Source organism: Qipengyuania pelagi (genome assembly GCF_009827295.1).
In the GTDB taxonomy this organism is placed as follows: domain Bacteria; phylum Pseudomonadota; class Alphaproteobacteria; order Sphingomonadales; family Sphingomonadaceae; genus Qipengyuania; species Qipengyuania pelagi.
The window spans coordinates 2,158,329-2,180,035 of sequence record NZ_WTYD01000001.1 but is presented as its reverse complement, the minus strand read 5'-3'; the positions used below and the strand labels follow the sequence as shown (position 1 = coordinate 2,180,035).

The window sequence follows — 21,707 nt, the reverse complement described above, 5'->3', positions numbered from 1 at the left end:
TCCCCATATGCCATGGCGTAAGTCCGATCCCTTCGACAGGAAGCCATCTGCCCACATGCTCCGCGACCGGGGGTGACTGTGGGACTGAACCCAACACAGTGTTAATTGAAGTTGGCGCTGTAACGATTTGTGGGCCGTAAGCCATCTGAGAAGTGATGCCTTTCTCCCCAGATTCACTTTTTATCCTTCTTGACGCCTGAAAGTATTACGAGGGCACAACCCAAAAAGACGACGGCAAGGGATATGCTGATTATTATCCAGGGAGCCATTGGTATCCTTCATCGAAGTTTGACGCATCATTGCGGCGTTTTTCGTGCCAGTTTCATAGCTACCCCCTAGCGTCAACCTATTGGCCATTCTCTGCCTCAATCATAGATCGATGGGTGATGCTCTAAGCAACTCTCAGCTTCATAAGCCAACCGTCGCAAAACCACCTTTGAAACGGTCATGCAGGGCCCACCCGAGCAGCACCGGAAGCGGATATTGCCGGAGGCTTGCGGCGGCGACCGGTTTCAGGTTCGCCTGGAGAAAGTCGGAACGACCCAAGTTGGGGCGCGAAGCTGACGTTCGACAGGTAACTCGTTGCGTCATGACCGTCTCCACCTCCACCGGCATTTTTGAAAACGCTTCAATTCCCTCCCAAATCGGCGGGAAGCCTTTGCCTATCTCCAAATGCGGTTTGCGGCGCGTTCTCGCCGCCTTTGATGAATTTTTGTAATTGTCCCCGAATGTTGCGGCTGCTTTCAAGCCGATACGAAGCGAAAATGTTTGCCTGCGGTTTGCGCGCTTCTTTAAGAGGCGCGCACGATCATAAGGTTTGGAACTCTTGCAAGATTCTCACCCCAACGGGAAACTCCGCGACAAAACGGTCTGGTGGTCCATCCTCGGCCTGTTTGCGGGTATCGGCTTCTTCCTGATCAGCGCGATCGTTTCGTATTCGAACGTTCTCGGAATGCGCGAGAACGAAGACCGGATCCGCAATACGCATGAGGTGCTGACCGCGCTCGACGAGCTTATGATAGCCGCGCTCGATGTCGAGACCGGAACGAGGGGCTATGTCCTGACCGGAGACGTCCAGTATCTCGAGCCCTACCGGACCGGAAGCGCGGATACGCGTGACGTTCTGGCGAAGCTGGAACCCCTCACGCACGGCAACGCAGTGCAGGCCGCGAACCTCGACCGGCTCCGGACTTTGATCGAGGAGAAAATCCGCTTCTCCCGGCTGGCCGTCGAGACCCGCCGGGACCGGGGTATCGAACCGGCGATCGCGCTGACCGACAGCGATCGGGGCAAGATGGCGATGGACGCGATCCGCCAGCAAATGGCGCAGATGAACCGCGAGGAGACGGTCGAGCGCGAGCAGCGCATCGCCGAGCTGGCCGCATCGTCCAATGCGGCGATCCTCAGCGCGTTGATTACCAGCCTCATCGGGATCGCGCTGACCATTGCCATTTTCATCCTGCTCGCGCGCAGCAACCGTCTGCGCGAACGTCAGCGATGGCTGCAGACCGCGCAGGTGGACCTCGGCAAAGCCATGCGCGGCGAATTGACAGTGCCGCAGATCGGAGCCGCTGTTCTCGCGTTCTTCTCCGAGAGGATCGGCGCGACGGCGGGGGCGATCTTCAAGGGCGAAAGCGGCACGTTCAATCGTGTGGCCGTTCTTGGCGTGCCCGATATCTCCTCGGTGCCCGAGGCGTTCGGCATCGGCGAAGGTTTACTCGGCCGGGTGGCGGCGGAGGGGCAGCAGATCGTGCTGTCCGACATTCCCCATGGCTATCTCAAGATCGGTTCGGCCTTCGGCAGCGATATGCCGCGCCATCTCGTGGTCTCCCCGGCCTTCAACGAGGGGGCGGTCAATGCGGTCATCGAACTCGGATTCTTCGATGCCGTCGACGATCGCGTGCACGATCTTTTCGGCGCCGTTGCCGATTCGATCGGGGTCGCTCTGCGCTCGGCCCGTTTCCGCGAGCGGCTTCAGGAAGCGCTGGAAGAAACGCAGCGGCAGGCGGGTGAACTCCAGGCGCAGAGCGAGGAACTGCGCGTCTCCAACGAGGAGCTGGAAGAGCAGGGCAATGCGCTGAAGGAATCGCAGGCACGGCTGGAACTGCAACAGGTCGAACTGGAGCAGACCAACACGCAGCTGGAAGAGCAGGCGCAGACGTTGGAGGGTCAGCGCGACGAGCTTTCCCGCGCCGCTGCCGCCCTGCAATTGAAGGCCCGCGAGCTGGAACAGGCCAGCCAGTACAAGTCCGATTTCCTCGCCAATATGAGCCATGAATTGCGCACGCCGCTCAATTCGCTGCTGATCCTTTCCAAGCTTCTGGGCGACAATGCCGACGGCAATCTGTCTGCCGACCAGATCAAGTTCGCCCGCACGATCGAATCCTCCGGCAACGATCTCCTGACCCTCATCAACGACATACTCGACCTGTCGAAGATCGAGGCGGGCCATGTCGAGATCGAGGCCGCCCCGGTGCCGACCGAGCGGCTCGCTTCGGACCTGCGCAAGACGTTCGAGCCGCTGGCGCAGCAGCGCGGGCTGGATCTGGAGATCGCGCTGGCCGCCGGTGCGCCGCGTTCGATCGAGACCGATCGCCAGCGGCTGGAACAGGTGCTCAAGAACCTGTTGTCCAACGCCATCAAGTTCACCGAAAAAGGCGGGGTCACGCTGTCGATCTCCGGCAAGGGAGATGACACGGTCGCGTTCGCGGTTGCGGATACCGGCATCGGTATTGCCGCGGAACAGCGCGACGCGATCTTCGACGCCTTCCGCCAGGCCGACGGCACCATCAGCCGCAAGTTCGGCGGCACCGGCCTCGGCCTCTCGATCTCGCGCGAGCTCGTCCGTCTGCTTGGGGGCACGATCCGGCTCGAGAGCGAGGAAGGCAAGGGCAGCACATTCGTGGTGGAGGTGCCGGCGACCTACGATCCCGCCATGGTTGCTCCGCGCAAATCGGCATCGACGGACGAGAGCTCTGAGGCGGGTGCCCCACAAATTTTGGCGGCCGCGTCCCGGACAACACGCCCGGTCACAGGCGCTGCGAATACCGCGCCCAAGCAGACGGCTGTCGACGATGACCGGGAGGCGTTGTCCGGCGACAAGCGCGTCCTGCTCGTGATCGAGGACGACAGCAGCTTTGCCGGCATCGTCTGCGATCTGTCACGCGAAATGGGCTTCGAATGCCTCGTCGCCGGCACCGCGCAGGAAGCGATCGATCTGGCCCGCGAATACCGGCCCAGCGCGATCGTGCTCGACATCGGCCTGCCCGATCAGTCGGGCCTGACCGTGCTCGACCGGCTCAAGCACGAGGACGGCACGCGGCACATTCCTATCCACGTCATTTCCGGATCGGACCAGGCCCAGACCGCGCTGGCCTTGGGGGCGATCGGCTTCCTCGAAAAACCTGCCCCGCGCGAACAGCTGGCCGAGGTGCTGGCCTCGCTGCAGGAGAAGCTGGCATCGCGCGTCCGGCGCGTGCTGATCGTCGAGGACGACGCGGTTCAGCGCGAGGCGGTCAGCCAGTTGCTCGGTTCGCAGGACGTGGAGACGGTCGGGGTCGGCACGGCTGCGGAATGCCTCGAGGAACTGCGCGGCGGCCGGTACGATTGCATGGTCCTCGACCTGGCATTGCCGGATGCGACGGGCTTCGCCCTGCTCGAAACGCTGAGCGAGGACGGCGATGGCCCGCTGCCCCCGGTCATCGTCTACACTGGCCGCGACCTGTCGGCTGACGAGGAACAGCGCCTGCGCCGCTATTCCAGCTCGATCATCATCAAAGGTGCAAAGTCGCCCGAGCGCCTGCTGGACGAGGTCTCGCTGTTCCTGCACCAGGTGGTCTCCGATCTGCCTGCCGAACAGCGCGAGATGATCGAGAAGGCACGCCACCGCGATGCGGCGCTCGAAGGCCGCCGTATTCTCATCGTCGAGGATGACGTGCGCAACGTCTATTCGCTGACCAGCGTGCTCGAACCCCGCGGCGCACTGACGCGGATCGCGCGCAACGGGCAGGAGGCGATCGATGCGCTCGACGAGGCGGCGGGCGATCCGGGCAAGACCATCGACCTAGTGCTGATGGATGTGATGATGCCGGTGATGGACGGCCTGACCGCGGCCCGTGCGATCCGCGCCGACGAGCGCTGGAAGAAACTGCCCATCGTCATGCTCACCGCAAAGGCCATGCCCGACGACCAGCAGAAATGCATCGACGCAGGGGCCAATGATTACATGTCCAAGCCGATCGACGTGGACAAGCTCCTGTCGCTGGTCCGGGTATGGATGCCCCGCTGATGAGCGCCGAAGCGATGAGCGCCAAAACCGCGAGCGAGAGCATCGAGGATATCGAGATCGAACTGCTGCTGGACGCAGTCTATCGGTACTACCACTACGATTTCCGCCATTATGCCCGCGCGTCGATCAAGCGGCGGCTTTTGCAGGCGCGAAAGCAGTGGGGATATGCCAGCGTGTCCGACATTCAGTCCGCCGTGCTGCGTGACGAAACCATCCTGCCGCGGCTGCTGAACTTCCTCACCGTGCAGGTGAGCGAGATGTTCCGCGATCCTTCCTATTTCCGGGCCCTGCGCGAAAAGGTCGTGCCGCACCTCAGGACGTATCCCTCGCTAAAGGTCTGGGTCGCGGGATGCAGTAACGGCGAAGAGCTCTATTCGCTGTCGATCCTCTTCGCCGAGGAGGGATTGTCAGACCGCACCATGTTCTATGCGACCGATATCAACCCGGCGGCGCTTCGCGCGGCGCAGTCGGGGATATACCCGCTGGACCGGGTGCGCCTGTTCACCGAGAACCACCGCTTGTCCGGTGGACATGGCTCGTTGTCTGAGCATTATACCGCCGACTACGACAGGGCCGTGTTCGACAGAACCCTGCGCGAGCGGACCGTCTTTTCCGACCACAGCCTGGTGACCGACGCCGCGTTCGGTGAGATGCACCTTATTTCGTGCCGCAACGTGCTCATCTATTTCGACCGCGACCTGCAGGATCGGGTCGTCGGACTGTTCGGCGAATCGCTCGCGCGGGGCGGGTTCCTCGGCATCGGGTCGAAGGAAAGCCTGCGCTTCTCGGCCCATGCCGACATGTTCTCGGAATTCGTCCGCGAAGAGAAGATCTATCGGAGGAATGCGCGATGATGCGGGCGGTCGTCATCGGGGCCTCGGCAGGCGGCGTGCAGGCCCTGTCGCAAGTCCTGCCGTCTCTGCCGGTGGACTTCCCGCTCCCCGTTCTGGTGGTCGTCCACATCCCGCCCCGGCGCGACAACGCGCTGGTCGATCTGTTCGCCGGGAAATGCCGCATCCCGGTCAAGGAGGCGGAGGACAAGGAGCCGCTGGAGCCCGGCACGATCTATTTCGCACCGCCCGATTATCACCTGCTCGTCGAGGCGGGCGGCACGCTTGCCCTGTCTTCGGACGAGCCGGTCAATCACTCGCGCCCGGCGATCGACGTGCTGTTCGAAAGCGCGGCGGATGCCTTCGGCACCGGGTTGGCCGGGATCGTGCTGACCGGCGCGAACAGCGATGGTGCCGAGGGCCTGCGCGCCATATGCGCGGCGGGCGGGCAAGCTATCGTCCAGGACCCGGCATCCGCGGAAGTCGCGACGATGCCCCGAGCCGCGCTGGCCGCGTGCCCGAACTCGCAAACGGTGCGAGTTGAGAATATCCGACAGGCGCTGGAGGCCATGATCGCAAGATGACCGACACCGCCAAATTCCTGCTGGTCGACGATCTCGAGGAAAATCTCCTCGCTCTCGAAGCCCTGCTCGCGCGCGACGGCCTCGAACTTCACATGGCGCGCAGCGGCGAGGATGCGCTCGAGCTGATGCTGTCCAACGAGTATGCACTGGCGCTGCTCGACGTGCAGATGCCCGGCATGGACGGCTTCGAACTGGCCGAGTTCATGCGCGCGAACGAGCGATCGCGGCATATTCCGATCATCTTCCTGACGGCGGGCAGCGGCAATGCCGTCCGCCGCTTCCGTGGCTACGAAGCGGGCGCGGTCGACTTCATCCAGAAGCCGATCGAGGCCGACGTCCTGCGTTCCAAGGCGAACGTGTTCCTGGATCTGTACCTCCAGCGGCAGCAGATCATCGCCCAGCGGGACGAGCTCGCATCTCTGACAGTCGCGTTGCAGGCCGCGGATCAGCAGAAGAACCGGTTCCTGGCAGTGCTTGCCCACGAGCTGCGCAATCCGCTGGCGGTTCTTGCGGCCGGGCTCAACATCCTGGAACGCCGGACCGATCAGAAAGCGATCGACACCAGCCGCAAGTCGATGCGGCAGCACCTCAGTTACATGACACGGCTCGTCGACGATCTACTCGACATAAACCGTATCGAACGGGGCAAGATTTCGCTGCGCCGCGAGAACGTGCTTCTGTCCGATATCCTTCCCTCCGCCCTGGAGATCGCCGCACCGGCGATAGAAGGAGCAGGGCACACGCTCGCGGTCGATTTGCCTGAGCAGGCTATCGTGCTGGACGTTGATCCGGCGCGGTTCGTTCAGATGGTTGGCAATATCGTGGGCAATGCGGCGCGATACACGCCCCATGGTGGGCAAATCAGGGTTTCGGCGAGCCGTAGCGCCGATAAGGCCAGCATCGTCGTATCGGACAATGGGGTCGGTATCCCAGCCGATCAGCAGGCGCGCGTCTTCGAAATGTTCGAGCAGTCGGACGCAGGATTGGGCGTGGTCGGAGACGGGCTGGGGATCGGGCTGGCTCTGGTCAAGCAACTCGTCGAACTGCATGGCGGGACGATCCAACTGGTGAGCAGCACGCCGGGCGAAGGCAGCACTTTCGAAATCCAGCTCCCGGCCCGGGACGGTTAGCGCGCTATCGGGAACGTCCTTTGTAAAGCGTTCTCGCGGCCTGCCTATCGCTAATGGCTATCGCGGGGCAGGCCTCGATCGGTATCGATGCGCTGGAATGTCTCACTGCCTTCGAGGATGGCGCCGCTCGCCAAGCCGCCGATCGAATGGCGCTGGATTTCCTGCCACGGCGTCTGGGACCTGGGCACATGCGCATCGATGCTCCGCCGCATTTCGGTGCGGCGGCTCTCGATTTCGGCTTCGTCCAGCAGAAGGTCGACACGTCGATTGCGCAGGTCCACGCGCAGGCGATCATATGTGCGGATTATCGCGAGGTTGCCTCCAGCCGCTGCCTCGGGCGTCACATTCAGGATAGAGGGCGAACCGCTGGTGCCCGATTGCCGTCCATCGCCGAGGCAGGGCAATTCGCGGATGCCCGCCTTCAGCAGATATTCGGGCGGACGCATGTTGACCACTTCGGCGGCGCCCGGATACCCGATCGGCCCGCACCAGCGCATGACCAGAATATCGGACTCCGTCACCTCCAGTCCGGGGTCGTCGATCCGAGCATGGTAGTCCTCCGGGCCCTCGAACACGATCGCGCGACCCTCGAAAGCATCGGGATCGTCGGGGTCCGACAGAAAGCGCTTTCTGAACGTCTGGGAAATGACGCTGGTCTTGAGGATTCCGGAGTCGAACAGATTGCCTGAGAGAACGACGAATCCCGATTTTTCCATCAAAGGGTCGTCGATCGCTCGGATCACGTCAGGAAGCAGGGTGGTCTTCCCGCGATAATTCGTATCGATCGTTTTACCGGTAACGGTGATAGGGCTTCCGTCGATCAGGCCTGCATCGAGCAATTGCCCCAAAACGGCCGGAACGCCCCCGGCCTCGTAGAAATCTTCGCCCAGATAGCGACCGGCGGGTTGCATGTTGACCAGCAGGGGCACGTCCAGCCCGGCCGTGTGCCAGTCGTCTATGCTGAGATCGACACCCATATGTCGCGCGATCGCGGCGATGTGGATCGGCGCATTGGTCGATCCCCCGATCGCCGAGTTGACGACGATGGCGTTGAGAAAAGCCGCGCGAGTCAGGATCTTCGACGGCCTGAGATCCTCGCGGACCAGGTCCACCGCCCGCTTTCCGGTCCGGTATGCCATCTCCTGGCGCTGGCGATACGGAGCCGGGATGGCTGCCGATCCGGGAAGCTGCATGCCGAGAGCTTCGGCCAGCGAGTTCATGGTGGTGGCGGTGCCCATGGTGTTGCAATAGCCGGTGGAAGGAGCCGATGCCGCGACGAGGTCGAAGAACTGCGCATCGTCAATCTCACCGGCGGCCAGCTTCTGGCGTGCTTCCCAGATGATCGTGCCAGAGCCGATCAAGCGGTTGCCGCTCCGCCCGTTGAGCATGGGCCCCACCGACAGGGCTATCGCCGGTATGTCGACCGTCGCCGCCGCCATCAACAGGGCAGGGGTGGTCTTGTCGCAACCTATCGTCAGCACGACCCCATCGAGAGGATAGCCGTACAGCAATTCCACCAGTCCCAGATAAGCGAGGTTGCGATCGAGGCCCGCCGTGGGCCGCTTGCCCGTCTCCTGGATCGGATGAACCGGAAATTCGATCGCAATCCCACCGGCGTCGCGGATGCCTTCGCGGATGCGATCGGCCAGAACCAGGTGGTGACGATTGCACGGGCTCAGGTCCGATCCGGTCTGAGCGATACCGATGATCGGGCGACCGGACTGAAGTTCCTCGCGGGACAGGCCGAAATTGAGATATCGCTCCAGGTAAAGCGCCGTCATTCCGGGATCGTCCGAATTGTCGAACCACGCGCGTGATCGCAACGGTCGATCCCGATCGTCCTGCATTCCGGCCGTATCTCTCCCGCTCATTCTGTTCCCTCTCCGGCCTTCAGCTCTTTCCATGCGGCGACGAGATCGGCGGCGCGGGGCCCGACGTCTTGCCGGCCGTCGCCCTTCCGATACAGGGCGCTGCCGACCCCGATCCCCTCGGCTCCGCTGGACAGCCAATCGCGCAGGGAGTTCCGGTCGGTTCCGCCCACCGCCCAGATCCCCGTCCCATCCGGCAATACGTCGCGAAGGGCGCGGAGATGGTTCGGGCCAAGCGTTCCGGCCGGAAACAATTTGATCCGCCTCGCCCCGGCAGCGATCGCGGTGAAAGCTTCGGTCGGCGTCTGGCACCCCGGAATCACCTCGAGCCCCAGCGACAGCGCTTCCGAGATCACCCGCTGATCGGTGTTCGGGGTCACGATCAGCCGCCCTCCCGCCGAAGCGACTTCACGCACATCGGCAACGGATGTGACCGTGCCGGCGCCGCAAAGCGCGCTTTCGCCGAACCGGTCCACGAGGCGCCGGATCGAGGCGAGCGGCCGGGGCGAGTTCAGCGGCACTTCGATAATGGAGATACCGGCCTCGACCAGCGCCGCGGCGACATCTTCGATTTCGTCTTCGCGGATACCCCGGAGGATGGCGACGATCGGTGCGGCGCCATCGGCAATCAGATCGTCCAGCGTCATGCCGGAATCCGTTCGATGAAGCCTGCAAGCCTGTCGAGGCCCGCCATGACGCAGGCCTGTCCGTCCATTGCGCGCGAGCGGATCCCGGCCTGAGCCGCCGCCGCTTGATAGAGCGTCACCAGGTCCTCGTCGCCGATCAGTGTTATCTCGTCGACCAACCCGGTCAACCGCACGGCTTCGGCCATTTCCGCGGCCAGCAGAATCCCGGACAGATAACCTCGCGCCCACTCCCGGCTGCGATCGCCGACGAGCTGCGCGGTGCGGACGGAAAAAAGGCTGGCCAGCGGATTCGTGCCGCCTTCGCCGAGGCCGCAGGTGAACCCGTCCTGCCCGTCGCCCGCATTCTCCTCGCGATCGATCAGAAGGCTCGACCGGGTGGTCAGGTTGGCGAAGAGTTCGCCGGTCAGGAAGGTCTGGAAGCGTATGATCTCAGCATCGCGGACGATGGCCCATTTTGAGTGCGTTCCGGGGAGGACAAGGCAGTGCGTGCCGGAGGCCAGCGACGGATCCAGTTCCAGCGCGCCGAATATCTGCGCTTCTTCGCCGCGCATCACGTCCGGCTGATCGGCAAAGTTCTGGCAGGAAAGGCCGGCGGCGATCCATGTCGGATATTCGCTCGACGGCACAGAACTTAGCCCGCGTGACCATGCGCCGACATCCGCCGGGCAGGCGATGTAAGGGGTCGGGTGCAGACTGGATTGGGACCCCGCCATTCCGCAGAGCAAGACGCCCTCGGAAAGGCTTTCCGCCCATGGGGAGAGCACTTGGGCCAATGTTTCGGCCGGTGACGACGTCAGGCGAGCGATGCCGGGGCCGGTCAGGCGGTCCTGCTCGCCACGACGAATCCGGAGCAGGCGCAGGTGCGTGCTGCCCCAGTCACCCTTGATCATCTCACCACTCCCATTGCCAGCCACCGAGCTTGGCATATCGAGTCTTTTATTAATATGATAAATATGCTTCAAGCGATTTCTGGCTGATCACAACGATCGAATGATTGTGTATGGCAGGGAGGAAAAATGAACCTGGCAACGCTCGATATTGCTGTTATCGGGGCCTACGGGATCTTCATCTTCGGCTTGGCCCAATGGGTCAGCAGCCGGAAGACCGAAGCCGGCCCCCGCAATTCGTCCGATTATTTCCTGGCCTCGAGAAGTCTGCCCTGGTGGGCGATCGGCGCTTCGCTGATCGCCGCGAATATCTCGGCAGAGCAGATCGTCGGGATGTCAGGGTCCGGTTATGCCATGGGCCTCGCGATCGCATCGTACGAATGGATGGCGGCGGCGACGCTGCTGATCGTCGGCAAGTGGTTCCTGCCTATCTTCCTTCGCAACGACATCGTCACGATGCCGCAGTTTCTCGACCGGCGGTATGGCCCGAGTCTGCGCACCCTGATGGCGGTGTTCTGGCTGGCCCTGTACGTATTCGTGAATCTCACATCGATCATCTGGCTCGGATCGATCGTCATCAACAAGGTGGCGGGGCTGCCCCAGGATGCCGCATTGGCTCTCCTTGGCGCCTTTGCGCTCCTCTACCAGTTGCGCGGGGGTCTGAAGGCCGTCGCGCTCACCGATATCGTACAGGTGACGCTGTTGATTATGGGCGGGCTGGTTATTTCCTATCTGACCCTCGGAGAGATCGGCCAAGGCCAGGGCGTCGTCGCGGGCTGGAACCGGTTGATGGGCGAGGCGCCAGGCCATTTTCACATGATCCTGTCCCCCGACAATCCTTTCTATGCCGACCTGCCGGGATTGTCGGTACTGGTCGGCGGAATGTGGATCGCCAACCTCTCCTACTGGGGTTTCAACCAGTACATCATCCAGCGCGCACTGGCCGCGAAATCGCTCGATGAGGCGCAAAAGGGCATCCTCTTCGCTGCGTTTCTGAAACTGTTGATGCCCTTGATCATCGTCGTGCCGGGCATCGCGGCGGTCATCCTCGCGCCCGATCTGGCGAAGCCGGACGAGGCCTATCCGTCCATGATGCGCCTTCTCCCCACCGGTCTGCTCGGCCTGGTGTTTGCCGCCCTGATCGCGGCGATCATTGCCAGCACCGCCTCGAAGATCAATTCGGTGGCGACGATCTTCACGCTCGACATCTATGCGAAATTCCGCGGTATCGCTCCCGCCGGACTGGAGCAGGCCGACGCTGCGTCGGCGTCGTCTGCGGTCCAGGAAAAGCAGCTGGTGCTGGTGGGCCGTCTCGCAGCGACGGCGGCAATCCTGCTCGCTGTCCTGACGGCGCGACCGCTGCTCGGCTCCAGCGATCAGGCGTTCCAGTTCATCCAGGAGTTCACCGGGTTCTTCACCCCGGGGATTACCGTGATCTTCCTCCTCGGCCTGTTCTGGAAGCGCGCCAACGAGGCGGGGGCGATCGGCGCCGCGATCATCTCGGTGGTCGGATCGTACCTCTTCAAGGTGCTCACCCCTGCATTGCCGTTCATGGATAGGATGGCGATCGTGTTCGGTCTCGCTTTGGCAGGGGCGGTCGTCATCTCCCTCGCGATGCAGGGCAGGGGCGCGCGCGACACGATACGGACCGACGATGTCGGCTATCGGACCGGCGCGATCTTCAATACGGGTGCGACGGCGGTCATCCTGATCCTGATCGCCCTTTATGCGACATTCTGGTGACCGCTGACGTGTCCAAGCCCATCCGCCTCGCTCTCGTCGGCATCGGCAAGATTGCCCGATCCCAGCACCTGCCGGCGATCGACCGGGTGGGGCGGCTCGACCTGACGGCGATGGTCAGCACCGGTGCGGTAGACGACGATGTCCGCTTCGAAACTCTGTCCGATCTCGTTGCCAGCGGGCTTGCGATCGATGCGGTGTCGTTCGCGACCCCGCCTGTGGGCCGCTTCGAACTGGCGGTCGAGGCGCTTGCGGCAGGCTGGCACGTCATGCTCGAAAAACCCCCGACGGCGACGGTCAGCGAGCTGGAGGAGCTGCGCCGCGTCGCGGGCGAGAAAGGGCGGACGGTTTTCGCTGCGTGGCACTCCCACGAAGCGGCGGGCGTCGGTGCCGCACGACAATGGCTCGCGGATCGCCGCATTCTGGGAGGAGAAGTTTTCTGGCACGAGAATGTCCGGGATTTCCACCCCGGCCAGGAATGGATTTTCGCTCCGGGCGGCCTCGGTGTGTTCGATCCGGCCATCAATGCCCTGTCGATCCTGACCGAAATACTTCCATGCTCGCTCTTCGTCGAGGAAGCCTCGCTCGTCTTTCCCGCCAATCGCCATGCGCCGATCCGGTCGCGGGGCGCTTTCGCGACATCGCAGGCAGAGGCACGGATCGCGTTCGACCTGGATTTCGAATCCGCCGGCGAGGCACAATGGGACATAGCGATCCGGACAGACCGCGGCGTGCTCGAATTGCGGAACGGCGGAGCCGATCTCTACATCGAGGGCGTGAAGCAAGCCGTTGCGCGGACCTCCGAGTACGAAGCACTGTACGAACGATTCGTCGGATTGGTGGAAAGAGGTGAAAGCGACGTCGACGGCCGCCCCCTGCAACTCGTGGCTGACATCTTTCTCACGGGTGGGCGAGAGACGTGCGAGCCCTTCGCATTCTAGCCGGACGATGGGCAAATGAGTGATCGAATGCGCCCGGCTCGGAATATCTTGGCTGAAAGGTTATTCTGACATGTCACCGTCCAGCCGAATCGGTTTCGCGCCGCTCGCCACGATCGATGTCGGGAACACCCTGGGCGAGGGCGTTGTGTGGCAGGCGCAGGGCAGTGCCTTTCTATGGACCGACATCGAGGGCCGGTCGCTTCACCGGCTCGAATGGCCGGGATTGCGCCACAGCCGGTTCGACTTGCCCTATCGCCTCTGCTCGTTCGCCATCACGCGCGACGAAACCGAGATCGTGGCCGCTTTCGAGATGGGGATCGCCTATTACGATTTCGCCGATGGTTCGATCGATTGGCTGGCTCGCCCCGAGCTGCCCGTCGGTGTGCGGTTCAACGACGGTCGCTGCGACCGAACTGGATGCTTCGTCGTGGGAACCATGGTGGAGGAGCCAGATGCGATCGCGCCGTCGGCGAGCGGCACGCTGGCGCGGCTCGAACCGTCCGGCACGCTGACCACCCTGCTCAGCGGTATTTCGATTTCGAACGCGCTGTGCTGGTCGCCGGACGGTACGAAGATGTATCATGCGGACAGCCCGACCGGGCAGCTCCGAGCGTATGACTATCCTTCGGTGAAGCCGACCGGTGTGGGGTTGTCGCGATACGATGGAGGCATGGTTCCGGATGGCGCGTGCGTGGATGCGGAAGGGCGGATCTGGGTGGCGGCCTGGGGTGGCAGTGCCGTAATCGTCCATTCCCCTGACGGAGCCATTCTGGACCGGATACCGGTTCCTGCTCGCCAGCCCACCTGCGTCGCGTTCGGGGGGTGGGATCTGGACATTCTTGCCGTCACCTCCGCGACACAGGGCATCGCCCCGCAGGACCGGCAAAAGGACGGGGCGCTGCACCTGTTCAGAGTCGAGGCACGGGGCATCCTCGAGGTTACGGCGGACTATCGATGAAATCAGTCATGCGAAGATCGCGACTGGACGGTATGGTGGAAATTCCGGGCGGGGAGTTTCTGATGGGCTCGGACCGCTTCTATCCGGAAGAAGCCCCCGCCCGGACGGTCAGGGTACGACCTTTTCTGCTCGACCCCGAGCCGGTCACCAACGCCCGGTTCGCCCGGTTCGTGGAAGCCACCGGCCATGTAACCGAAGCAGAACGGTCACCGGATCCCCGGCGCTATCCCGATATGGATCCCGCCATGGCCTATCCGGGCTCGCTGGTGTTCTTCCCGACCGCTGGACCGGTCCCGACCAATCGGGTGGATCTCTGGTGGCATTTCCAGGCGGGCGCGCAGTGGCGCCATCCTCTGGGGCCCGGAAGCGACCTGTCCGGGCTGGACGGCCATCCGGTCGTCCATGTCTCTTTCGGCGATGCGGCCGCTTATGCCCGCTGGGCCGGGAAACGCCTGCCGACCGAGGCCGAGTGGGAGTGCGCCGCGCGCGGGGGGCTGAGCGATCAGGACTATGCCTGGGGGAGCGACCTCGCGCCCGGCGGCAGGATGCTGGCGAATTTCTGGCAGGGCAGCTTTCCATTCCGCAACGACCTGCTCGACGGATGGGAAAGGACGTCGCCCGTCGGCACGTTTCCCGCCAACCCCTTCGGCGCCTTCGACATGATAGGCAATGTGTGGGAATGGACGGCCGACTGGTGGGCGGTGGCATCCGGCGATCGGCCTACCGCCCCTGCCTGCTGCATTCCCGAAAATCCCCGGGGGGGAACTTTGCGTGGCAGTTTCGACGCTGCGATGCCCGGCGTGAAGATCGGGCGCAGGGTTCTCAAGGGCGGCTCGCATCTGTGTGCCGAGAACTATTGCCGCCGCTACCGTCCCGCCGCGCGCCATCCGGAGATGGTGGACACATCGACCAGCCATATCGGCTTCCGCTGCGCGGCCGATCTGCCGAACGAAAGATCGAAAAGATGAGATATTGGGATGCGCTTCTCGGATCGGCAGCCTTGGCGATGATCGCCGCGCCCGCCGCAGCCGACCAGCCGATGGTGCTCTTGCGCGGCCTGTCGGACGACGCCGTCTTCCAGCGCGGGAAAGCGATCGAGATCGGCGGGCAGACGGTTGCCGGCTCGGAGGTAACGGTCGATCTGGCCGGTGTCGCGAGGCGCACACGTACCAATGCGGATGGCACCTGGAACGTCACCTTACCCGCCCGGGAAGCTGCGACCGGCCTCGATCTCACGGTGTCCTCGAACGGCACGAGCACGGTGCTTCGGAGCATTTCGGTAGGAGACGTCATCCTGTGTTCGGGCCAGTCGAACATGGAATTCCCAATGGCCAAGACGGCGTTGATCGACCGGGAGCGCGATCTCGAGATCGATCATTCGCTGCGGCTGCTCAATGTGCCGAGGGCAAGTGCTCGAGTGCCTCTAAGCCAGTTCGAGAAACCGCCGGTCTGGAAGAAGACGCACGGCAACTCGGCTGATTTTTCGGCTGTCTGCATGCTTGCGGGTCGCGAGATTGCCCGGACCCGCAAGGTGACCGTGGGCCTGATCGCCGCGTCCTATGGCGGCACTCCGATCGAGGCGTGGATGTCGCGCGACGAACTCGATCGGGCGGGGGGCATGGACGAGGAAGTGGCCGTATTGGACCTCTACCGGCGTGACCCCGCCGCGGCCGGTACTGCCCACAACGCGCGACTGGACGAATTGTGGCAGAATGTTCCGGCCATTAACGGAAAGCCCGGCAGAAGCCGTGTCGGATACGCAAATCTCTACAACGCCATGCTGGCTCCCTTGGCGACGATGCCCTTGGCGGGGGCGATCTGGTATCAGGGGGAAGCCAATGCGGGCGCGCGTGACGGCCGGGAAGACTATGCCGGGAAACTGGCGACGCTGATCGCCGGGTTGCGAACGCGTCACGGTGCCGGGCTCCCGGTGGTCGTCGTGCAGATTGCCCCTTTCGGAGCGCTGTCTCCCGCCCCGCGCGAAGATGCCTCGGCCGAGATCCGCGAGGCTCAGCGACTGGTTTCCGAAGCCGACCCGTTGGCCGAGCTAGTCGTGACCACCGACGTCGGGGAACGGTTCGACATCCACCCGCCCTTGAAGAAGCCGGTCGGAGAGCGGGCGGCTGCGGCGCTCGACCGTATCGCTGGGATTGCGGGAGCGCCCGCCGGTTCGCCTCGGGCCGTCGGCGCGCGCCGGGTCGGGAAAACCGTCCAGGTGACGGTGGCCGGAGGGACCGGCGATCTTTTCACCGCAGGCGGCACGCGTCCCGCCCCCATCGCCCTCTGCAGGACGGATCGGGACATCGCTTGTATTTCCGCAGATGCGAGTTTGCAGGACGGTGTGATATCCGTCGCGGTACCCGACGATTTCCAGCCGGATAAAGTGCGCTATTGCTGGGCGTCCGCTCCGATATGCAACGTCTTCGACCGGGCGCAGCTTCCATTGGGACCGTTCGAGCTGCCCGTGGCTCGGGAGTGATCGAAAGCCTCGGCAGGGAATCGACTGGCCTGCCTCACTGAAAATCTCCGATCGGTGTTCGGCATGGCGCACGACTTGCGCGCGCAGTTGCCGCGCTTGGCGCGGAGCGAGCGGGCCTGATACGGGTTCGAGCCTTGCTCAGCCGCCGTTCGTAAAGGCGCGCTCTACCGTCCGGTTGGAAACGGAAAAACCGGCGGCGCGCCAATGCGGCGCGCCACCGGCCCTGTATCTCCTGTCGCTCAGAACCGGAGGTCGACACCGGCGAAATACGAGCGTCCGGACTGCTGGCTCCAGGCAGTGTAATTGCGATAGACGTAATATGCGGTGTCTGCGGTGTTGGTCAGGTTGGTGGCCTGAAACTGCAGCGTGAAATGCTTGTTGAGGCGGTAGGAGGCGGAGGCGTCCAGATAGGTCCGCCCGAAACTCACGATCGGCGCATTCAGCGAACTGACCGAGCGGACGCGATCGCTCGCGTATCTGCCCGCAAAGCGAACCGCCAGGCCGCCCTTCTCGTAGAACAGGATCGCGGACCCGGTCCACGGAGTGAAGCCCTGCACGCCCGGATTGCGATTATAGGCATCGTAGACGAACTGGCCCGTCGCATCGACGTCGTTGAGGATGCCGTAACCCGGATCGATCGTCGTCCAGTTACGCGATCCGTTGGCGATCAGGCCGAACCCATCGAGGGGCGAGGGAAGGAAGTCGAAGTCGAACCGGACCTGCGCTTCGAGCCCGTAGAAGGAACCCTTGCGCGTGTTGACCGGCTTGGAGATCTGGTAATCGATACCGGCGATCACCTCGTCCACCACCTGGTCGGTCACGAAGCCGTCGACGCTCTTGTAATAGCCGCTGAGGCTGACGGACGTTCCTTTGTGAGGATACCATTCCAGCGCGACATCGACCTGATCGGAGACGATCGGATTCAGGCCGGGATTGCCGGCATTGCCCCGCAAGGGAAACTGGTTCTCGTCCCCTCCGAGCAGGTTGCGCGAGAGGCGCAGATCGAGGAATTCCGGGCGCGAGATCGCTCGGCCGATACCCAGGCGCCCGAGCAGGGACGGGCTGAAATCGTATCGGACATTCAGGCTGGGGAGGAGGTAAGTGTAGCTGTTGGTCTCGGTCGCCGGGATCAGTCCGTTGACCGTGATCGTGCGCACTCCGTCCACAATGGTCGAGCCGATATTGCCGGTAAAGCCGCTCGCCGTCAGCTTCGTGTTAACGAGACGCGCTCCGACCGAACCCTCTACCCGACCCGTCTCGAAATCCGCTTTGACGAAGCCGGCCCAGGTGTCCTCCCGATTGTCGATCGAGGAGGCCAGCAGGATCGCGTCTGTGACCGGCAGGGTATCGACCACCGGCATGAGGCCGTTGAGGGCATTGCGATCCGCCACCGCGAAGGGTGAGATATAGGTCCCGGTCGAATTGGGGACATCGAACCTCAAATAGGGTTGATCGAGGAACAGGGTCGCAGGCAGGCGCCCGATGGCCAGGTTGGGGAACAGAGAGGCGTTGCGGATGCTGTTGTCGAAATAGGGGGTCGTCAGCGCCTCGATGCTACGCCTGGTGAAGGCGCCGCCGAGCGAAAGCTTGGTCAATGCGCCGCTGAATTCCCTGTCGATCCAAAGCCGCGTGCCATAGACCTTGTCGTCGACGTCGCGCTGTTGCCGGAAATACTGGAACGCGCCGTAATTGCTTGGCTGGGTCAGATCCTTGTTGAAGTTGTCGAAAGCGATCGACTCCTCGCCGAGGGTCAGGAAAGTGTTGTTCCCCGTAACCTGCAGGACAGGGCGAACGATCTGCTGATCGTTCGTGGTTCGCGAATAATAGGTGTCGCTGCCGATCGTCCAGGCGCCGAGTTCCTGCGTGGCTTTCAGACCCACCAGCTTGGCGCGGCTCGTCACGTAGATGTCGTCGTAACGGGACAGGATCTGGAGATTGGTCAGCTGGGCCGACTGGAGATTGTCGCCCGAAAACGTGGCGTTGGAATAGCGTGCGGGAATATTGAGGTTGTTGACCTGCAGGATATCCTTGAAATTCTTGTTTCGAAATTCGCTCGCAAGGCCGTCGAGCTTGATGTGAAGGCCAGACGCGTTTTCGTATTCCAGCACGCCCATGACCGCCGAGCGTTTGTTCGTTTCGCCTTCGTTGGACGACCAGATCCCATTGGGGAGAACGGTCTGCGTTCCTGCGACGGTCGCCTGCGTGAAGCCGACCATGAAGGTGCCGGCGGTCACCGTGGGGTCCGACAGCTGATTGTAGCCCAGCGCGATGCCCAGTTGCCCCGCGCCGACGTCGAATTTCTGCTGGCCCTGGATGCTGATCTTGCCGCCGACCTCGTCCACGCCCAATGTGTAGTTCTTGCGAAACGGAGTGAAGAGGGCGCGCGTGCTGACGAGCATGCCCGGCTTGGCCGAGAGCGGCGAAGGCGTCTCGAGAACGACGCTGCCCGCGATCCCACCTTCGGTCAGGTCCGCGGAGGTCGACTTGTAGACGCCGGCGGTCTTGAACAATTCGGAAGGGTACATCACGAAGAAGACGCTGCGGTCGCCGTTGCGTCCGCTCAGAACCCTGCCGTCCACCGTCGAAACGGTCAGGAGTTGGGGAAGCCCGCGCAGCGAGATGTTTTCGACCGTGCCGCGAAATCGGGTGCCCACGATACCGGGCGTGAACTCGAGAGCCTCGGCAATGTCGGTGGTGACCAGCGAGCCGACATCGGCGACCGGCAGGAAGTCCGCGACCGCTCCCGTCTCCCGCTTCTGTTCGAGCGCGCTATCGAGGTCGGCACGAAGACCCGACACGATGATGACATTCTCTTCCTCTTCGGGCTGCTGGGCAGGACGAACGGTGGGATCCGGCGTCGCGCTGGCATTCTGCGTCGTGCTTGGCGCCGGGCTTGGCGTCGCGGCCTGTGCGAAGACAGGTGTCGCGGCGAAAGCCATCGGTAGCGCAAGTGCCGATCCAGCGAGCAGGCGCCCCAGGCACGCAGGCCGCCCCCGCATAAACGCGCGTTCCTTCATCATTCCCTCCCATTGCGGCCGGCCAGTGACGTTACCAGGCATGGTTCGCCTGATGGGGCCCGCTCGATTGTGACAAATCCCGCATAGCGGGCTTCGCTTGGGCTTATATATCTTACAAATAAAACTTCACAAGTGCATTTTTCAGGGGTATCGCCATCAGTAGAAGGGCTCGATTAAGGAGTCCCCGCATATATTATATTATAGAATGGCCGGTTGAGAGGGTTGTTGAAATGCTCCAGTTTTGCGCGGGAACACGCTCGGGCACGCCGTCGAAGCTGCGACTACGGGGGCGCGGAATCGGACTGGCGGCAATCGGCGTTCTGGCCTTCGGCGCGAACTCGGCGGCAGCGCAGGACAGCGCATGTGCGAAATCGCCCGATTCCCGGATCCAGGTTTGCGTCAGCGTCGCTGGCGGGCGGGCGCAATATACGGTGGAGCGCGACGGGAAGACGGTCGTCGCGCCATCGAATCTGGGAATGAGCTTCGAAGGCGAGGCAATTCCGCGGTTCGAGGCCATGTCCGACATCGCCCGCAAAGAGGAGCGTACTTCGTGGGAGCAGCCATGGGGCGAAGCGCGGGTCGTCGCGAACGACTACTCCCAATTGGCCGTGGTCTTGCGCGGCGATACGCCGCTCACGCGCGAAACCGGGCTCACCATCCGGGTCTTCGACGACGGACTGGGGCTGCGCTACGAATTTGCGGATATCCCTGCCGGTCGCGAAGTCTCGGTGGTCGGAGATCTGACCGAATTCCGCCTGGGCAGCGGCAAATGGGAGGCATGGTGGTATCCCGCGCTGCAACCCGATCGCGACGAGTACCTCTATTCGCGCACGGACGCGCGCCGGATCACCCTGGCGGAGACCCCGCTGACCATGCGGCGCGAAGACGGTTTGCACGCGTCGATCCATGAAGCGGCGCTCATCGACTTTCCCAGCATGCTGCTGAGCGGTGACGGGAGCGGATCCTTGCGATCGTGGCTGACCCCTCTGCCGGACGGTATTTCCGCAAGGATATCGGGCCCGTTCGAGACTCCATGGCGGACGATCCTGCTCGGCGACAGCGCGGGCGCGCTCGCCGACAGTCGCCTGACCCTGAACCTCAACGAGCCCAACAGGCTTGGGGACGTGTCCTGGGTGGAGCCGGGCAAATATGTCGGGATCTGGTGGGAGATGCATCTGGACAAGTCGACCTGGGCGAGTGGGCCCAGGCATGGCGCCACATCGGCAAACGCGAAACGCTACATCGACTTCGCGCACGCCAATGGCTTCGATGGCGTCCTCGTCGAAGGATGGAACGAAGGCTGGGACGGCGACTGGATCCAGAACGGCAACAAGTTCAGCTTCACGCAGCCCTATCCCGATTTCGATATCGGCGAGGTTACCCGGTACGGCCTCGGCAAGGGAGTTCGCCTGATCGGCCATAACGAGACCGGCGGGGGCATTACCAATTACGAGCGCCAGCTCGATGATGCGCTGGACTTCTACGCCCGCCTCGGGGTCAGGCAGATCAAGACGGGCTATGTCCGGCGCAGCGGCGATGTCGACGATTTCGAGGGCCCTGGGCATTGGTTTGCCGACCAGTTCATGGTTCGGCACCATCAGCGCGTGGCCGAAGCCGCGGCGAAACGTCAGATCGCCATCAATGCGCATGAACCGGTCAAGGATACGGGATTGCGGAGGACCTGGCCCAATCTCATTTCGCGGGAAGGCGCGCGCGGACAGGAATTCAACGCCTGGGGCCGGCCGACGAACCCTCCCGAACATCGTTCCATCCTGCCCTTCACGCGTCTGCTGGCCGGTCCGATGGACTTCACTCCGGGCATCTTCGATATCGAGCGTGGCGGAGTGCCTCTGGATCACCGCGTGCAGTCGACCCTGGCGGCGCAGCTTGCCTTGTATGTCGTCTTCTACAGCCCGATCCAGATGGCGGCGGATCTTCCGGAAAACTATGCACGCCGCCCCGATGCCTTTCAGTTCATCCGCGACGTTCCCACGGATTGGGAGCGGTCGCGAACCCTTCAGGGCGAGATCGGCGATTTCGCCGTCGTCGCGAGGCAGGAGAGGGGTTCTGCCGACTGGTTCCTTGGCGGCGTGACCGACGAGAACGCCCGATCCCTGATCCAGCCGCTCGATTTCCTCGAGGCGGGGCGCCAATACGAAGCGCAGATCTATCGGGATGGAGACGATGCGGACTATCGAACCATGCCCCTCGCTTTGGAAATCTCGAACATGACCGTCACGAAGGACACCGTCCTCGGCTTGCGACTGGCTCCGGGCGGCGGAGTGGCAATCAGGTTCCGCGCTCTGTGAGCCCCCGTTTTGCAGATTGTCTTGAAAGG

15 protein-coding genes are annotated in these 21,707 nt (G+C 63.1%); 10 read left to right on the top strand and 5 right to left on the bottom strand.

The genetic code is table 11. The features are described 5' to 3' along the window. Nucleotides 1-408 precede the first annotated feature (408 nt). Complete coding sequence (locus GRI47_RS10620; RefSeq protein ID WP_160661194.1) at nt 409-747, bottom strand: hypothetical protein; 339 nt, start codon at nt 745-747, stop codon at nt 409-411. A 205-nt stretch (nt 748-952) separates the two neighbouring features. Here GRI47_RS10620 and GRI47_RS10615 point away from each other — a divergent pair, with 205 nt between their 5' ends. The 4 genes from GRI47_RS10615 to GRI47_RS10600 are packed head-to-tail and all read left to right on the top strand — an operon-like array spanning nt 953 to nt 6,832. Then, the gene (locus GRI47_RS10615) at nt 953-4,288 is read left to right on the top strand and encodes a response regulator (protein ID WP_160661424.1); all 3,336 of its coding nucleotides are present in this window, start codon (nt 953-955) and stop codon (nt 4,286-4,288) included. Continuing rightward, nucleotides 4,288-5,142, top strand: coding sequence for a CheR family methyltransferase (locus GRI47_RS10610; RefSeq protein WP_237452675.1), 855 nt, complete (start codon nt 4,288-4,290; stop codon nt 5,140-5,142). Before GRI47_RS10615 ends, GRI47_RS10610 begins: the two co-directional genes overlap by 1 nt. Then, nucleotides 5,139-5,702, top strand: a complete 564-nt coding sequence (locus GRI47_RS10605) for a chemotaxis protein CheB (protein ID WP_419956989.1) — start codon at nt 5,139-5,141, stop codon at nt 5,700-5,702. The genes GRI47_RS10610 and GRI47_RS10605 overlap by 4 nt, the downstream gene beginning before the upstream one ends. Next, nucleotides 5,699-6,832: a hybrid sensor histidine kinase/response regulator gene (locus GRI47_RS10600; RefSeq protein WP_160661192.1), complete on the top strand. Its 1,134-nt coding sequence runs from the start codon at nt 5,699-5,701 to the stop codon at nt 6,830-6,832. Before GRI47_RS10605 ends, GRI47_RS10600 begins: the two co-directional genes overlap by 4 nt. Before the next feature lie 50 nt (nt 6,833-6,882). Here GRI47_RS10600 and GRI47_RS10595 read toward each other — a convergent pair whose 3' ends face one another. The 3 genes from GRI47_RS10595 to GRI47_RS10585 are packed head-to-tail and all read right to left on the bottom strand — an operon-like array spanning nt 6,883 to nt 10,237. After that, nucleotides 6,883-8,703, bottom strand: a complete 1,821-nt coding sequence (locus GRI47_RS10595; RefSeq protein WP_237452674.1) for an IlvD/Edd family dehydratase — start codon at nt 8,701-8,703, stop codon at nt 6,883-6,885. Further along, a complete protein-coding gene (locus GRI47_RS10590; protein WP_160661191.1) occupies nt 8,700-9,347 on the bottom strand; it encodes a 2-dehydro-3-deoxy-6-phosphogalactonate aldolase in 648 nt (215 codons plus the stop codon). Before GRI47_RS10590 ends, GRI47_RS10595 begins: the two co-directional genes overlap by 4 nt. Next, nucleotides 9,344-10,237 (bottom strand): 2-dehydro-3-deoxygalactonokinase, encoded by an 894-nt coding sequence (locus tag GRI47_RS10585; protein WP_160661190.1) that lies wholly within the window; start codon nt 10,235-10,237, stop codon nt 9,344-9,346. The genes GRI47_RS10590 and GRI47_RS10585 overlap by 4 nt, the downstream gene beginning before the upstream one ends. 126 nt (nt 10,238-10,363) lie before the next feature. On the opposite strand from GRI47_RS10585, the gene GRI47_RS10580 reads away from it, so the two are divergent. The 5 genes from GRI47_RS10580 to GRI47_RS10560 all read left to right on the top strand — a co-directional run bounded on the left by GRI47_RS10580 (nt 10,364) and on the right by GRI47_RS10560 (nt 16,352). After that, the gene (locus GRI47_RS10580) at nt 10,364-11,977 is read left to right on the top strand and encodes a sodium/sugar symporter (RefSeq protein ID WP_160661189.1); all 1,614 of its coding nucleotides are present in this window, start codon (nt 10,364-10,366) and stop codon (nt 11,975-11,977) included. 8 nt (nt 11,978-11,985) lie between these two features. Then, nucleotides 11,986-12,915 carry a Gfo/Idh/MocA family protein gene (locus tag GRI47_RS10575; protein ID WP_337190676.1) on the top strand — a complete coding sequence of 310 codons (930 nt, stop codon included), beginning with the start codon at nt 11,986-11,988 and terminating at the stop codon, nt 12,913-12,915. A 70-nt stretch (nt 12,916-12,985) separates the two neighbouring features. Then, on the top strand, nt 12,986-13,873 hold the full coding sequence (locus GRI47_RS10570; protein WP_160661187.1) for an SMP-30/gluconolactonase/LRE family protein: 888 nt from the start codon (nt 12,986-12,988) through the stop codon (nt 13,871-13,873). After that, nucleotides 13,870-14,841: a formylglycine-generating enzyme family protein gene (locus tag GRI47_RS10565; RefSeq protein WP_419956988.1), complete on the top strand. Its 972-nt coding sequence runs from the start codon at nt 13,870-13,872 to the stop codon at nt 14,839-14,841. Before GRI47_RS10570 ends, GRI47_RS10565 begins: the two co-directional genes overlap by 4 nt. A 38-nt stretch (nt 14,842-14,879) precedes the next feature. Then, nucleotides 14,880-16,352 carry a sialate O-acetylesterase gene (locus tag GRI47_RS10560; RefSeq protein WP_237452776.1) on the top strand — a complete coding sequence of 491 codons (1,473 nt, stop codon included), beginning with the start codon at nt 14,880-14,882 and terminating at the stop codon, nt 16,350-16,352. 239 nt (nt 16,353-16,591) lie between these two features. Here GRI47_RS10560 and GRI47_RS10555 read toward each other — a convergent pair whose 3' ends face one another. Beyond that, the gene (locus tag GRI47_RS10555) at nt 16,592-19,291 is read right to left on the bottom strand and encodes a TonB-dependent receptor (protein WP_160661185.1); all 2,700 of its coding nucleotides are present in this window, start codon (nt 19,289-19,291) and stop codon (nt 16,592-16,594) included. A 308-nt stretch (nt 19,292-19,599) separates the two neighbouring features. Here GRI47_RS10555 and GRI47_RS10550 point away from each other — a divergent pair, with 308 nt between their 5' ends. Next, on the top strand, nt 19,600-21,678 hold the full coding sequence (locus GRI47_RS10550) for a glycoside hydrolase family 97 protein (protein ID WP_160661184.1): 2,079 nt from the start codon (nt 19,600-19,602) through the stop codon (nt 21,676-21,678). Nucleotides 21,679-21,707 lie beyond the last annotated feature (29 nt).